Raw genomic sequence first — 13,394 nt, forward strand, 5'->3', positions numbered from 1 at the left:
TCCGGTCAGTTGTTGTAGAAGTTGACGGACTGCGGCGTGTACGGCGTGCCGGTGCCGAGGAAGCGCCGCCGCACTTCGCGGGCGCGCTCCATAGCCGCCGCTTGCCGCGCCAGTTCCAGCGAAGCGGCCCGGTCTTGCGTGATCTGGAGCTGCTGCGCCTGGATCGACTGCTTGGCCTGCAAAGCCAGGAGCTGGTTCGTCGCCTGCATCGCTTGCAGCGCGCCGGTGGCCGACTGGCTCTGGCTCACGAGGTCGGCCAGCGCGCTTTCGTCTTGGGCGAGGTTCTGCGACACCTGCGCCTGCATCCGCATCGCGGTGTGCAGGCCGTTCAAGGTGTTCTGCCAGCGTTCGCGGGCATCCTGTGCCATGCGGTCGCCGCTGATGGTGGAGGCGTACTGTTCCGGGTACAGGCGGGCGAACGTGGCATCCATGCTCTGCACGTCGTAGGCCAAGCCGCGCGCCTCGGCGATCAGGCGCTCGGTGGTGGCGAGCGTCGAGCGCAGGCGGTTGACGATGTTGAAGTCGAGATTTGCCAGGTTCCTGGCCTGGTTCATCAACATCTGCGCCTCGTTCTGGAGCTGGTTGATCTGGTTGTTGATCTGTTCCAGCGTGCGCACGGCGGTCAGCGTGTTCTGCACGAAGTTGGACGGGTCGAACACCGTCAGCGCGGATGCGGGCTGCACGGCCAACAGCGATACCGACAGCACAGCAGCGAGTGAGACAGAGAGCAAACGGGGCTTGGTCATCATGGCGAAACCTCCAGCGGTTGAGAAGCGAGAAAGGAAGCTGCCGCCGGAGCGGACGGCAGCAGGTCGGCGGCCCAGCCGAGGCCGCGATGGCGCAGCCACGCGCCGGCGAAGCCGGGAGCGCCGGCCTGCGTCAGCACGCGGTCAATGTCGCGTTGGTCTTGAGGGGTGGATGCGCTCGCGAATGCGAGCGCGACAGGCCCCAGGTCGAGGTCGAACAGGCGATTGCCGAGGCGCGACTGGTAGTAGTAATCGCGCTTGGGCTGTGCGGTCGCCACGATCTCAATCTGGCGGCTGTTCAAGCCGAAGCCTTCGTAGATCGTGCGAATCTGCGGCTCGGTGGCCTGCGGGTTAGGTAAGAAGATCCTGCTCGCGCAGCTTTCGATGATGGCTGGCGCGATGGTCGAGTCCTTGATGTCGGCCAGCGACTGCGTGGCAAAGATGACGCTGACGTTCTTTTTTCTGAGCGTCTTGAGCCATTGCCGGATGCGGGCCGCGAAGGACGGCTCATCGAGGAACAGCCACGCTTCATCGAGGATCAGCAGCGTGGGCGCGCCGTCAAAACGTTCGTCGAAGCGGGCGAACAGGTAGCGCAGCACTGCTTGCACGGCGGCGGGGCTGTGCATCAGTTCTTCCATCTCAAAGCCCTGCACGTCGGCCATGCCCAGCCGGTCGTGGTCAGCGTCCAGCAGCTTGCCGTGGGCGCCGCCCAACACATAGGGCGCGAGCGCTTGGCGCAGCGCGTTGGACTGCAATAACACCGACAAGCCGGTCATGGTGCGCTGCTCCACTGGCGCACCGGCAAGGCTTCGCAGCGCCGACCAAATGGCAGCCTTCTCGTCCGGGCCGACCGTCACGCCTTCGTGCAGCAGCCGGCCCTCCACCCATTCGGCGGCCCAGGTGCGGTAGCCCTCGTGGGCTATTCGCGCGAGTGGCTGGAAGGCGATGCCGCCATCGGCACCGAGGTCGTAGTGCTCACCGCCAAGGCCGAGGATGGTGGCGCGCATCGAGCGCCCCATGTCGAAGGCGAAGATCCGCGAGCCGAAGTAGCGCCGGAACTGCATGGCCAATATGGCGAGCAGCACCGACTTGCCCATGCCGGTCGGCCCGGCGACAAGGGTGTGCCCCACGTCGCCGATGTGCGTCACCAGCCGGAACGGCGTCGCGCCATCGGTGCGGGTGACGATCAGCGGCGGGCCATCGAGGTGTTCGTTCTTCTCCGGCCCAGCCCATACCGCTGACATCGGCATCATGTGCGCCAGGTTCAGCGTCGAAACGATGGGCTGACGCACGTTCGCGTATGCGTTGCCGGGGACGGACGACAGCCAGGCATCGACTGCGTTGAGGGTTTCGGGGATGGTCACGAAACCCCGGCCCTGGATGACGCGCTCCACCATGCGCAGCTTCTCGTCGGCCACGGCCGGGTCGGCGTCGAGCACCGTCACCGTGGCGGTGAGGTAGCCGAAGGCGACTTGATCGCTGCCCAGCTCCTGCAAGGCGGCATCGGCGTCGGCGGCCTTGTTGCTGGCATCGGTATCGACCAGCGGGCTTTCCTGCTGAAAGATCGTTTCGCGCAGCAGCGCGATGACGTTCTTGCGCTTGGCGAACCATTGGCGCCGCAAGCGCCCCAATTCCCGTTCCGCCTCGGCTTTGTCCAGGCACAGGAAGCGCGTACTCCAGCGATACGCAAAGCCCAGGCGGTTGAGGTCGTCCAAGATCCCCGGCCAGGTCGAGGTCGGGAAGCCTCGTACCGACACCACGCGCAGGTGCTGATCGCCCAGCATGGGCGCCAGGCCGCCGACCAGCGCGGCATCGGCCAGCAGTGCGTCGATATGGAACGGCACGTCGGGCACGCCGACGCGATAGCGCCGCGTGGAGACTGTGGCATGCAGGTAGGTCAGCGTCTGGCTATCGTCCAGCCAGGCAATCTCCGGCATCACACCATCGAGCAGGTCGAACACGCGATCGGTCTCTGCCACGAAGGAATCAAGCCGACCACGCCAGTCCACACCCTCAGTGGGCCGGTTCTCGTACAGCATCCCAGCCGCACGGGCGCGAGACTCTTGCGGCGGTAGGTGTTGCAACGTGAAGTGATAGACGCTCTCGAAATGGCCATCCGACTCCTCGAACGCCGCGCGTCGCTCCTCATCCACCAGCCAGGACAGTGGTTCGGGAAAGGAGGATTGCGGATAGCTCGATGCCCGCATCCGCTCGGCCTCGATATAGAAGGCCCAGCCAGACCCGGTACGGCGAAGCGCGTTGTTCTGCCGCGCCGACGTGGCAATCAGCTCGCCCTGTGTCGCACTGTCCAAGTCGGGGCCGCGAAACTGGAACGTGCGTTGAAACGAACCATCTTTGTTCAGCACAACGCCCGGCGCGACCAGCCCGGCCCAGGGCAGCCAGTCGGCAAGCAAGGCCGGGCGCTGACGATATTCGGCAAGGTTCAGCATGGCGTCCTCCCCTCACACGTCCAGAAGCGGGCGGTGTTTGATATGCCGCGCGAAGACCTGCATGAACTGCGGATCGACGCGCGCACCCCATACGGCCAGCGAGTGGCCGACGATCCAGAGCACCACGCCGGGAATCCACAGTTGCAGGCCCAGCCCGACGGCGGCGGCTAGCGTGCCGTTGGCAATCGCCACGGTGCGCGGCGCACCGCCCAGCAGGATCGGCTCGGTCAGCGAGCGATGCAGCGGCACTTCAAAGCCCGGAAGATCGGTGGCCTTACTCATACGACGGCCCCTCCGGAGAAGCTGAAGAACGACAGGAAGAACGAGGACGCGGCGAACGCGATGGACAGGCCGAACACGATCTGGATCAGCTTGCGAAAGCCGCCGCTGGTATCACCGAACGCCAGCGCAAGCCCCGTCGAGATGATGATGATCACCGCCACGATCCGGGCGACTGGCCCTTGGATGGATTCGAGGATGGAGGTCAGCGGCCCTTCCCACGGCATCGAGGAACCGGCGGCCTGCGCCGTGCCCGCCAGCAACAGCATCAGCGCGGCCAGCAGCAGCCCTTGCCCTGCGGGACGGGCCAGGTGGCGCAGCCGCGCCATGCTGGACAGGCGAGAAATAGGATTTACGGAAAGACGGAAAGCATCAACGTGCGTCATGGCAGTTCTCCAGGTTGGTCAGGGGTCGAGGAAGGCGCAGCGGCAGCGGCTGCAAGAGGAACCGGCGGCAGCTCGGGAAACGGCGTTTCCAGCGCATCTGTCAGGCGATAGCCCGCACCGTCGAAGCCGACGACACGGGAGATGGTTTCGACGTGACGTTTGCGGCCACGGCCTGCGATGTGAATCACCACGTTGACCGCCTCGGCGATCAGGGCGCGGGGCGGATTCACTGCCACTTCGAGGATCAGTTGCTCCAGACGCAGCAGTGCGCCCAAGGCGGAGCCGGCATGGATGGTGGCAATGCCGCCGGGGTGGCCGGTGCCCCAGACCTTCACCAAGTCCAGGGCTTCGCCGCCACGCACTTCGCCGACGATCACGCGGTCAGGCCGCAGGCGCATCGTGGCCCGCACCAGCTCGGTCATTGTGACGACGCCGGCGCGGGTGCGCAGCGGCACATGGTCGCGGGCCGCGCATTGCAGCTCGATGGTGTCTTCGAGCACCAGCACGCGGTCGCCTGTGGCGGCGATCTCGGCCAGCAGCGCGTTCGCCAGCGTGGTCTTGCCGGTGCTGGTGCCGCCGGCGATTAGGATGTTCTGCCGCTCGCGCACGGCGCGGCGCAGGAACTCGGCCTGCCCGGCGGTCAGGATGCCGTCGGCCACGTAGCGATCCAGGCCGATGATGCTCACGGCCCGCTTGCGTAGCGCGAAGGCTGGCCCCGGGGCGGCCGGAGGCAGGATGCCCTCGAAACGCTCGCCGGTTTCCGGCAACTCGGCGGTCAAGAGCGGCTGGCCGCGATGCACCTCCGCGCCGACATGCGCGGCGACCAGGCGGATGATGCGTTCACCATCGGCCTCGGGCATCTCCACGCCCAGCGGCGAGCGACCCGACGACAGCCGATCCACCCACAGGGTGCGATCGGGGTTGAGCATGATTTCCACCACATCCGGGTCTTCGAGCGCAGCGGCGATCAGCGGCCCCATTGCAGTGCGCAGCATCTGGATGCGGCGATCCTGGGACGCTGCTGCGGATGAGCGAGGTTCGGGCTGGATCTGTGGAACGGCACTCATGACGCACGCTCCGCAGTTCGTTCATGGGCGGAGGCCATCGCTGCTGCGTCATCCATCTGCATCGGATCGGGGTGCAGTTCCTCCACCACGTCGCGCACCAGACTGCGGCCACGCAGAAGGTGGCGACCCAACTGTTCGACGAACTGCTCGAAGCGCACCTTGCCCTGGGCGCGTGCCGCATCCTGATGGGCTTCGGGCACCGGCGTGCTGACGGTCAGGAAGTAGCGGATGAACAGCGCCAGCGTTTCGATCTGGATGTTCTGGTCGCGCTCCAGGCGTTCGGTCTGCCGCGACAGTCGATCCAACCGCTTGGCAATGGCGGCCTCGCGCTGGTCGCCAGCATCGGGCGACAGCCAGGACGCCAAGGCCGCTGCGACGATGGACGACTTGGACACGCCTTTCTTGGCGGCCAGTTCGTCCAGGCGCTGGGCGTGCTCGGGCTGGATGAAAAGATTGAGGCGGTATTGGCTCATAGGTCGATTCCGTCGTTGGGGTCGAGGGAAGCCAGCCGGGCCGTGCGCTGCATGGCCGGGTCGAGCTGGCCGGGAAGCGGGAGCGCCAGGTCGTCGTCATCGAGCAGCGCCAGGTCGTTCGCATGTGCGTCCGGCTCGGGGTCGTAGGCGACGGTTTCGGAGAGTTCGGGCTGGCGGCGTGGGCCGCCGTCATCGGTGCCGCCCAGGCCATCGGCGGATGCCGAGGCCGGCGCCGCAGGTACGGCCGGGATCGCCAAGCCGCTCCAGTCGTCGGGGCGGGCTGGCGGCGCGTCGGCGTACCTCCCGGCTACGAGCGCGGGCGGTGGCAGGACGCGATTCTTGAAATTGGCGTCGGCGTAGTAGCGCAGCTTCTTCGCGCGGATCGGGGCGACGCTGGACACCATGACCACGGCGTCATCAGGTGGAAGCTGCATCACCTCGCCGGGCGTCAACAGCGGCCGTGCAGTTTCCTGACGCGACACCATCAGGTGCCCCAGCCACGGAGCGAGCCGGTGGCCGGCGTAGTTGCGCTGCGCGCGAAGCTCGGTGGCGGTGCCGAGGGTTTCTGAAATCCTTTTCGCCGTCCTTTCGTCGTTGGTGGCGAAAGTCACCCGGACATGGCAGTTGTCGAGGATGGAATGGTTCTGCCCATACGCCTTGTCGATCTGGTTCAGGCTTTGAGCGATGAGAAAGCTGCGGATGCCGTACCCGGCCATGAAGGCAAGCGCGGACTCGAAAAAATCGAGGCGGCCCAGCGCCGGAAACTCGTCCAGCATCAGCAGCAGCTTGTGCCGGCGCGCGATGCCATCGCTGCCGTCGAGCGATTCGGTCAGCCGCCGCCCGATCTGGTTCAAGATGAGCCGGATCAGCGGCTTGGTGCGGCTTATGTCGGAGGGCGGCACCACCAGATAGAGCGATACCGGGTGCTCGGCGGAAATCAGGTCGGCGATGCGCCAATCGCAGCGCGATGTGACTTCGGCCACGGTCGGGTCGCGGTACAGGCCGAGAAACGACATGGCGGTGGAGAGCACGCCCGATCGCTCGTTGTCCGACTTGTTAAGCACTTCGCGGGCAGCGGATGCGACAACCGGGTGAGGCGCATCGCCCAGGTGCTTCGTCGTCATCATCCGGTGCAGCGTCAGCTCGAACGGACACGCCGGGTCGCTGAGGAAGTTGGCGACGCCGCGCAGCGTCTTGTCCTCGCCTGCGTACAGCACATGCAGGATGGCGCCGACCAACAGCGCGTGACTGGTCTTTTCCCAATGGTTCCGGCGTTCGAGTGCGCCATCGGGATCGACAAGAATGTCGGCCACGTTCTGCACGTCGCGCACTTCGTGCGCGCCGCGCCTCACTTCCAGCAGCGGGTTGTAGGCTGCCGACTGCGCATCCGTGGGGTTGAACAGGAGGCAGTGGCTAAACCGCGAACGCCAGCCTGCGGTGAGCGTCCAGTTCTCGCCTTTGATGTCGTGAACGACGACGGATGCGGGCCAACTCAACAAGGTGGGAACGACCAGGCCCACACCCTTGCCCGAGCGCGTTGGTGCGAAGGTCAGGACGTGTTCCGGGCCTTCATGGCGGAGGTACTGGCCGCGATGCAGCCCGAGGAAAACCCCGTCGGGCTGGATCAGCCCAGCTTTGCGTATGTCTTCCGCATCGGCCCAGCGTGCCGAACCGTAGGTGGTGACAAGGCGCGCTTGCCGCGAGCGCCACACCGACATGGCGATGGCGACCACCACGGCCACCAGACCACTTCCACCCGCGATGGCCCCGCCGATATCGAAGACGTGCGGCGCGTAGGCATCAAAGAAGAACCACCACTCGAACAGCCGCCAAGGGTGATAGACCGGGGTTCCAAAGAAGTCGAACCATGGCGAGCCAAGGCGTAGTTGATAGCCCAGGGCGGCGGCTGTCCATTGCGTTGCACCCCACACGCCAGCGATCACGATGCCGAATACGGCGGCGATCTGCCCGAACAGTACGCCCTGAGCTTGCATTGACTGGCCTCCGATTTCCCTGCACTGATTCCTCGTTCAAAAGCGGCACAGGAACGTGCCGCATAGAGCGAGGATCGGTGCCGCGTGGGTGCCCGTCAAAGACCGTTTTGAGCACAACGGTCGAGGGAAAAGAAAGAATGAGCGGCGGGGCGAGTCGAAGACAAACGCCGCAAACTAAAGCACCCTATGGCGCATTTGGAGTTTCCAAGAGGTTGCCCAGAAAAAAATTCTCGCTGGGTCTCGCTCCCCTCATGAGCAGAATCTAGATATCATGGGAAAGAATTATTTATTGAAATCTGGATAAGAATGAAAGATATCAAGAGCATGGATCTCAACTTACTCAAGGCGCTGGACGTATTGTTGGACGAACGCAACGTGACACGGGCGGCAGCACGTCTTGGACTAACCCAACCGGCCTTGAGCGGCATGCTTGCGCGGCTGCGTGAAAGCTTCGGCGACCCGCTGTTCGCGCGTGCGCAGCGGGGCATCGTTCCGACGCAGCGGGCGCTAGACATAGGGATATCTGTCAAACAGGTGCTAGCGGAAATCGACGCGCTGCTCCAGCCACCTTCTTTCGACCCGGCCACCGCACAACTGACCTTCTCCATCGCCGCGACGGACTATGCGCTGCGTGCCATTGCTGTCCCATTTCTATCGGCACTCAAACAGCACGCACCGCGCGTTCGAGTCTCATTAGTGCCAGTCGAGAGCGGACTGCTACAGAACCAGCTTGAGCGCGGTCAAATCGATCTAGCCCTCCTGACGCCAGAGATCACTCCGCCAAATCTGCATGCCCGAGAGCTATTCAAGGAGCACTACGTGTGTGTCCTGCGGGAAGACCATCCAGCGGCTATGGGGCGCAAGCTGACAGTTAAGCAGTTCTGTGCTCTCGACCATGCGCTTGTTTCCTACGATGGTGGAGGTTTCCGCGGCGTCACCGACGATGCGCTAGAACAGTTGGGCAAACAACGAAGCGTCACACTGTCGGTCAAGAGCTTTCTGATCTTGCCAGACATCCTGCGTGCCAGTGACATGGTCGCGATCTTGCCGAGCCGCTTGGTCGCCGGTATGGACAAGCTGGCTATCTCCCTGCCGCCGATGAAGATACCGGGGTTCACCAAGACGGCTGCTTGGCACGAACGCACCCATCACGATCCAGCACATCGCTGGATACGAGCACTGCTGTTCACTTCCTGTGCTAACAACAAGTAGGCAAGATGGCTCTCATCGTCATGCTCAGCACAACTCTGCCTCGCACTACAAATATGCAATCAGCCGGCTCAATTGGAGACGGACCCTTTCGTAGCACCGCTGCGAGATAGCCTTGTCGGCGGATGGCAGAACCTAGACGCTGATATCAAATTATATGATTTCAAAAATAAAAAATTAGGATTTCACTTATTTCACAGGGAGGCTCATGATTGCTCTATGACCACTTGAATGACGCAGCCACCCCTGTTGCGTCATTGACATTTTGTGAAGGAGCTTCGATATGAGCAAGCAACAGAACGCCATCCTCTGGCCCGAAGGCTACACGCCGGGCTTTACTGAGAATTTCGCCTCTAATGAGATCATCGCCGCCGGCTTGAGCGCGGCCGACGTATGGCCGCTACTCGTCACACCATCGCTGTGGCCAAGCTACTACGCCAACTCGGCTAACGTGCGCTTTCATGGCGGCAAAGGCCCGGTACTGGCCGACGGCGATCGATTTTATTTCGAGACCTTCGGCTTCCCGGTAGAGGGGCAGTGCAACGAGTACGTGGCACCTGCGGATGGGCAACCCGGCCGCGTGGCCTGGCACGGCTGGTCCGGCGAGGAAGGCACAGATACGCGCCTGGATGTGCATCACGCCTGGCTGGTCGAGAACCTGGACGGCGGGCGCGTGCGCATCCTCACGCAGGAAACGCAGAAGGGCAAGCCGGCCGAGGAGCTGCACAACGCCAAACCCAACCCGATGATCAACGGCCATCAGGACTGGCTCGACAGCTTGGTCGAGACAGCGCGCAAAGCCAAGCAGGCGTAATGGTCGCTGGCCGCTTGATCCCAAGCGTCTGAACTGAGAAAACCATGATGGGAACTCCCCTCGAGATTCTGCTGGTTTTGACTTCGCAGGCAACGATGGGCGACGACCCGCGCCTGACCGGCGTGTGGTTCGAGGAACAGTCCACCCCGTACTACGCCTTGGTCGATGCAGGTGCCAATGTGGATATTGCGTCAATCGCCGGCGGCGAGATTCCGGTGGATCCTCATTCCATAGCGAGCGAAGGCATGAACCCGCCGAGCGTGGAATGCTTCCTCGATGACAAGGTGTCGATGGACAAGCTCGAAGGCTCGCTGAAGATCGACAGCATCGCCCCGGAAGGGGGTGCGGTGATGTTCCTGCCCGGCGGCCATGGCACCATGTGGGACTTACCCGGAGCGGGGCGCTCGTCAATCTGCTGTCGGGCGCTTGGGCTGACGGCAGGGTGGTCGCGGCGGCCTGCCACGGCCGAGCCGGACTGGTTAATGTCAAGGAAGCGAATGGCCAGCCGCTGGTTGCCGGCCGTCGCGTCAGCCCCTTTGCCAAACGCATGAGCCGCGAGACTGGGCTACCTGTGGCAGTGAGTTGGGGCATCGACGATCCGCGAATGGCCGAGCACGTGATCGCTGGCAGGTAGATGGGTTTGGTGATTCTTGGCCGCGCCATGCTAGCCAACCCACACTCTTTCTCCACCTTTGCAGGAGCTGAAGGTGGAGCACCCGGAATGGCTGCTCCACCGCCTTACGCGCACTGGCTCGAACTCTCCCGAGGCTGCGGCAAGCTCACCACATATAACGACTAGGAGGAGGTGACCGTGCGAGTTCCCAGAACCCGATCCAGTCTGTGTCGCAGGGTGTCCCAGTGACTACGCTATCAAAGGAGCTAGTACTCAACTCGATAACTTGAGCGTGATAACGCCCAGGATGATCAGCGCCACGCCAAGGTATCGCATCAGGGAGGTTGGGTCGCCATAGAAATGAATTCCGACTAAGAACGTTCCCGCCGCTCCGATACCCGTCCACACCGCATAAGCAGTCCCAATCGGTATCTGACGCTGAGCAAGCCATAGGAAGGCGCCGCTAATTGTCATGAAAGAGACGGCTACTGCGACCCCACTCCAACGCGATGTTGGCTCTTGCGCCATTTTCAGCCCGACCGGCCATCCGATTTCAAACAATCCAGCCAAAACAAGATAGATCCAACCCATTGCGATTCTCCTTCAAATTTTTCATATCCGGCATACATACTCCGGCATGACCACCAGCTTAGAACTTCGGCGGCTCTTTAGGCGTGGTGTGGGGCACATCGCCATCTTCGTAAAAGCGCTTTCGCGTAGCCTCGGCAACCCGGTTACATAGTTGGTCGCCCAGCATTGGTCGATCCAACTTGCATTGCTTGCGCAACTCTTTCAGACGCTCAGGATTGAGCGCTAATTCATCGACTGTCGGAAGGTTGGCTTTATCTGGTTTCCCAGATGGGCTGCAGGCTGCCAATGTCGAGGAAAGCAATATGAGAGCAATCTTCTTCATGGTTAATTTTCTTTGGGAGATTGTGTGATGGTTTACCGCCGACCTTTGGCATCTGGAGATTTGATCGAATGAACGCGTTCCATGAAGCGAGTCAGCATTTCTGACGGCTCGCTGGCCGGCCGTAGTAGATAGGTCGTGAGCATTGGCGAACGTCCAGTCAGCGGCCGTGCGACCACACCCTGTTCCCTGCTGGCAGTAATATGCGCACCTCCTGTGAGGCCTAGTGCAAGTCCCGCCGAAACCAGGACCATCATTAGATCGCTGGAAGTCACGCGTTCGGCAATTAGAGGCTCAATGTCCACGCGACGTAGCACCCGTTCAACTTGCCGAGCATGGCCCTCACACGCCACCGCGTCGCAGAGCACCAGCGGATACCGCAACAGCTCTTCCAGGGGAATCTGTTTGTGGGATAGCAAGGGGTGCCGTGCGGGCACAGCTACCATCAGAGGGTCACTCCACACCGGCACGGCGATGATGCCTTCGCCGACTTCATCCGATTGAGCGAAGCCGAGATCGTACAGTTCGCCACACAATCCCTTGATTTGCTGTGACAAAGGCACTTCGAAGAAGCGAACTTCCACTTCCGGCTCTTCCTGCCGGCAGAGCGCCAACAACGCAGGCAGGCGCGATGGCGTGATTCCATCAGACAATGCAATACGGAGCTGGCAATGAAAGCCATTGGCTGCGGCGTTCACACTGTCGCGCGCCTGCTGCAAAGCTGCGAAGACACGGGGTACGCTCTCAAAGAAGAGTCTGCCTGCACGAGTCAAGCGGGTGCTCCGAGTGGTTCTCGCAAATAGCGCTACGCCCAACTCCTCTTCAAGCTCTTTGATGGCGCGCGACAGCGGCGATGTCTCGATGTGGAGGCGCTCTGCGGCTCGGGCAAAGTGCAGTTCCTCTGCCACCGCTAGAAAGTAGCGCAGATGCCGAATTTCCATGTTCGCATTCCTCCTCACTTAGGCCTCACCACCTTCGCCTTGCGCCACGCTATCTAGCCTTCGCAAGCTGCTCCAGCAAGCTTCCCCGATCAAACAGGTGGGCCGGATAGTGCTTTTGCCAGCACACCCCATTGCACGGCTGTCTCGGCCCGCGTGCGGATCAGCGAAGCCTGCGCTGACATCACCCCCGCCTCAGCCTCGGCCACCACCGTGGCGTCCACTTGTCCCGCCTCAAACAGACGGCGGCTGCGATCGAGCTGACGCTCCGCGACTGCGACCCCCTCGGTCTGATGCTCCAGTGCGGCGTGCTGCGTATGCCAACCGAGGTATGCGTTCTCTACGTCCTGCAATGCACTCAACAAAGTGCGCTCGAACTCCGCGCGCGCAGCTCGGCTGCGCGCCTCTCCGGTCTCGATGCCGGCACGGATCGCGCCACCATCGAAGATCGGCAACGAAACCCCGGCCCCAAGTGAAAAAATGTTGCCGGTAATGCGCGTCCCCGCACTCTCAACGCGCTGCCGTCCGCCGCTCAGGTCCAACACCAGCTTAGGGAAGCGTTCGCCTTCGGCTGCGTTCCAGCGCGCGGTTTCGGCTGCGAACTTCGCTTCGGCGGCGCGCACGTCGGGCCGCTCACTCAGCAGGTCCGCAGGTATGCGTGTCGGTGTCCAATTGGGGGCGGCGAGTGAAGCAAGAGTCGGAGAAGCTGCAGACGCTCCGGGCGTTTGTCCCGCTAGTACATCAAGTGCATGCGTCGCCTCGCCGCGCGCACGCCGAAGTTGCTCTTGCTCCACACGCAGTGCGACGACGCCGGAGCGGGTTCGCTCGATGTCGAAGCCGGTAGCTTGTCCGGCCTCGAACTTCCGTTGTGTCAGCAAGACGAGTCGCTCGGCGGATGCCAGCCGCGCCGTGGCGAGCGCTTCGAGTTCACTGGCTTGGCGCTGCTGCACAGCCGCCGACACTGTTTCAAACGCGACCTGCCAACGCGTGGCAACCCACGCTTGTTCGGCTGCCACCGCATCCAGGCGCGCACCTTCTGCTGCCTGCGAAAGCCGCCCCGACAGGTCTGCCTCCCACGATGCAGACAACGTGGCGCGGCCATCATTGCCGATCGCAACGTTCTCTGAATAGTCGCGTCCTCGAGTTGCCTGCGTGCCCGCGGACAACGAGGGGAGCAGGGAGGCCCGTGCTCGCCGCGTGGCGGCCGAGGCCTCGTCGACGCGCGCGCGCGCAATCGACAGTTCGGTGTTGCGCTCCAGCGCCGCCCGGACTAGGACATTGAGCTGTGGATCGCCGTAGGCCGTCCACCAGTCGACGGGAAGAGTACGGCGGGATGATTTGTCCAGGATGCCTTCACCTCCCTCTTCATTTGAGAAATGGGCCGGTACATCCAGGCGAGGCGGATCGGCAGAGTGCGGAGCATGGCTGCAAGCCGCAAGAAGCATTAGCGGCGAAATCATGGCCATGAGGCGATAGCGTTCAAGAATTTGAGACATGGCAGGTCCTTGCATTCCG

General features: G+C 62.9%; 14 protein-coding genes. 3 read left to right on the forward strand and 11 right to left on the reverse strand.

Annotated features, from left to right (window positions below; genetic code table 11):
- Nucleotides 1–5: 5 nt before the first annotated feature.
- Genes trbJ through LLF79_RS01620 form a run of 7 tightly spaced genes read right to left on the reverse strand, consistent with a single transcriptional unit; the run spans nucleotide 6 to nucleotide 7,395 of the window.
- Nucleotides 6–749: a P-type conjugative transfer protein TrbJ gene (gene trbJ / locus LLF79_RS01590; protein ID WP_006378800.1), complete on the reverse strand. Its 744-nt coding sequence runs from the start codon at nucleotides 747–749 to the stop codon at nucleotides 6–8.
- Entirely contained in the window at nucleotides 746–3,196 is a 2,451-nt protein-coding gene (trbE, locus tag LLF79_RS01595) for a conjugal transfer protein TrbE (protein ID WP_058199311.1), read from the reverse strand. The genes trbJ and trbE overlap by 4 nt, the downstream gene beginning before the upstream one ends.
- Before the next feature lie 12 nt (nucleotides 3,197–3,208).
- Nucleotides 3,209–3,478, reverse strand: coding sequence for a VirB3 family type IV secretion system protein (locus tag LLF79_RS01600; protein WP_003092280.1), 270 nt, complete (start codon nucleotides 3,476–3,478; stop codon nucleotides 3,209–3,211).
- On the reverse strand, nucleotides 3,475–3,861 hold the full coding sequence (locus LLF79_RS01605) for a TrbC/VirB2 family protein (protein ID WP_000150010.1): 387 nt from the start codon (nucleotides 3,859–3,861) through the stop codon (nucleotides 3,475–3,477). The genes LLF79_RS01600 and LLF79_RS01605 overlap by 4 nt, the downstream gene beginning before the upstream one ends.
- Nucleotides 3,858–4,928 carry a P-type conjugative transfer ATPase TrbB gene (gene trbB, locus LLF79_RS01610; protein WP_058688201.1) on the reverse strand — a complete coding sequence of 357 codons (1,071 nt, stop codon included), beginning with the start codon at nucleotides 4,926–4,928 and terminating at the stop codon, nucleotides 3,858–3,860. Before trbB ends, LLF79_RS01605 begins: the two co-directional genes overlap by 4 nt.
- Nucleotides 4,925–5,401, reverse strand: coding sequence for a CopG family transcriptional regulator (locus LLF79_RS01615; RefSeq protein WP_006378865.1), 477 nt, complete (start codon nucleotides 5,399–5,401; stop codon nucleotides 4,925–4,927). Before LLF79_RS01615 ends, trbB begins: the two co-directional genes overlap by 4 nt.
- Nucleotides 5,398–7,395, reverse strand: a complete 1,998-nt coding sequence (locus LLF79_RS01620) for a conjugal transfer protein TraG (RefSeq protein ID WP_016487822.1) — start codon at nucleotides 7,393–7,395, stop codon at nucleotides 5,398–5,400. Before LLF79_RS01620 ends, LLF79_RS01615 begins: the two co-directional genes overlap by 4 nt.
- Nucleotides 7,396–7,701: 306 nt before the next feature.
- On the opposite strand from LLF79_RS01620, the gene LLF79_RS01625 reads away from it, so the two are divergent.
- From LLF79_RS01625 to LLF79_RS01635, 3 genes are all read left to right on the forward strand, one after another.
- Nucleotides 7,702–8,607, forward strand: coding sequence for a LysR family transcriptional regulator (locus LLF79_RS01625; protein WP_006378991.1), 906 nt, complete (start codon nucleotides 7,702–7,704; stop codon nucleotides 8,605–8,607).
- Between the two features lie 280 nt (nucleotides 8,608–8,887).
- Nucleotides 8,888–9,418, forward strand: coding sequence for a polyketide cyclase (locus LLF79_RS01630; protein ID WP_016487823.1), 531 nt, complete (start codon nucleotides 8,888–8,890; stop codon nucleotides 9,416–9,418).
- A 44-nt stretch (nucleotides 9,419–9,462) separates the two neighbouring features.
- Nucleotides 9,463–9,969: a hypothetical protein gene (locus LLF79_RS01635; RefSeq protein ID WP_006378996.1), complete on the forward strand. Its 507-nt coding sequence runs from the start codon at nucleotides 9,463–9,465 to the stop codon at nucleotides 9,967–9,969.
- A 335-nt stretch (nucleotides 9,970–10,304) separates the two neighbouring features.
- On the opposite strand, the gene LLF79_RS01640 is transcribed toward LLF79_RS01635, so the two are convergent.
- The 4 genes from LLF79_RS01640 to LLF79_RS01655 all read right to left on the reverse strand — a co-directional run bounded on the left by LLF79_RS01640 (nucleotide 10,305) and on the right by LLF79_RS01655 (nucleotide 13,375).
- Nucleotides 10,305–10,622, reverse strand: a complete 318-nt coding sequence (locus tag LLF79_RS01640) for a multidrug efflux SMR transporter (protein WP_000539741.1) — start codon at nucleotides 10,620–10,622, stop codon at nucleotides 10,305–10,307.
- Between the two features lie 58 nt (nucleotides 10,623–10,680).
- A complete protein-coding gene (locus LLF79_RS01645) occupies nucleotides 10,681–10,944 on the reverse strand; it encodes an EexN family lipoprotein (protein WP_000717310.1) in 264 nt (87 codons plus the stop codon).
- Nucleotides 10,945–10,976: 32 nt separating this feature from the next.
- Nucleotides 10,977–11,882, reverse strand: a complete 906-nt coding sequence (locus tag LLF79_RS01650) for a LysR family transcriptional regulator (protein WP_050157749.1) — start codon at nucleotides 11,880–11,882, stop codon at nucleotides 10,977–10,979.
- An 89-nt stretch (nucleotides 11,883–11,971) separates the two neighbouring features.
- A complete protein-coding gene (locus LLF79_RS01655; protein ID WP_016487825.1) occupies nucleotides 11,972–13,375 on the reverse strand; it encodes an efflux transporter outer membrane subunit in 1,404 nt (467 codons plus the stop codon).
- Nucleotides 13,376–13,394: the final 19 nt, after the last annotated feature.

This window comes from Enterobacter cloacae complex sp. 2021EL-01169 (assembly GCF_020733125.1).
Classification (GTDB): Bacteria; Pseudomonadota; Gammaproteobacteria; order Enterobacterales; family Enterobacteriaceae; genus Enterobacter; species Enterobacter roggenkampii.

What these genes read in the sequence shown, in the direction of transcription:
- LLF79_RS01600 (WP_003092280.1), bottom strand. Translation starts at nt 3,478, where the DNA reads ATGAGTAAGGCCACCGATCTTCCGGGCTTTGAAGTGCCGCTGCATCGC.
- LLF79_RS01630 (WP_016487823.1), top strand. Translation starts at nt 8,888, where the DNA reads ATGAGCAAGCAACAGAACGCCATCCTCTGGCCCGAAGGCTACACGCCG.
- LLF79_RS01635 (WP_006378996.1), top strand. Translation starts at nt 9,463, where the DNA reads ATGATGGGAACTCCCCTCGAGATTCTGCTGGTTTTGACTTCGCAGGCA.
- LLF79_RS01625 (WP_006378991.1), top strand. Translation starts at nt 7,702, where the DNA reads ATGAAAGATATCAAGAGCATGGATCTCAACTTACTCAAGGCGCTGGAC.
- LLF79_RS01645 (WP_000717310.1), bottom strand. Translation starts at nt 10,944, where the DNA reads ATGAAGAAGATTGCTCTCATATTGCTTTCCTCGACATTGGCAGCCTGC.
- trbE (WP_058199311.1), bottom strand. Translation starts at nt 3,196, where the DNA reads ATGCTGAACCTTGCCGAATATCGTCAGCGCCCGGCCTTGCTTGCCGAC.
- trbJ (WP_006378800.1), bottom strand. Translation starts at nt 749, where the DNA reads ATGATGACCAAGCCCCGTTTGCTCTCTGTCTCACTCGCTGCTGTGCTG.
- LLF79_RS01655 (WP_016487825.1), bottom strand. Translation starts at nt 13,375, where the DNA reads ATGTCTCAAATTCTTGAACGCTATCGCCTCATGGCCATGATTTCGCCG.
- LLF79_RS01640 (WP_000539741.1), bottom strand. Translation starts at nt 10,622, where the DNA reads ATGGGTTGGATCTATCTTGTTTTGGCTGGATTGTTTGAAATCGGATGG.
- LLF79_RS01650 (WP_050157749.1), bottom strand. Translation starts at nt 11,882, where the DNA reads ATGGAAATTCGGCATCTGCGCTACTTTCTAGCGGTGGCAGAGGAACTG.
- trbB (WP_058688201.1), bottom strand. Translation starts at nt 4,928, where the DNA reads ATGAGTGCCGTTCCACAGATCCAGCCCGAACCTCGCTCATCCGCAGCA.
- LLF79_RS01615 (WP_006378865.1), bottom strand. Translation starts at nt 5,401, where the DNA reads ATGAGCCAATACCGCCTCAATCTTTTCATCCAGCCCGAGCACGCCCAG.
- LLF79_RS01620 (WP_016487822.1), bottom strand. Translation starts at nt 7,395, where the DNA reads ATGCAAGCTCAGGGCGTACTGTTCGGGCAGATCGCCGCCGTATTCGGC.
- LLF79_RS01605 (WP_000150010.1), bottom strand. Translation starts at nt 3,861, where the DNA reads ATGACGCACGTTGATGCTTTCCGTCTTTCCGTAAATCCTATTTCTCGC.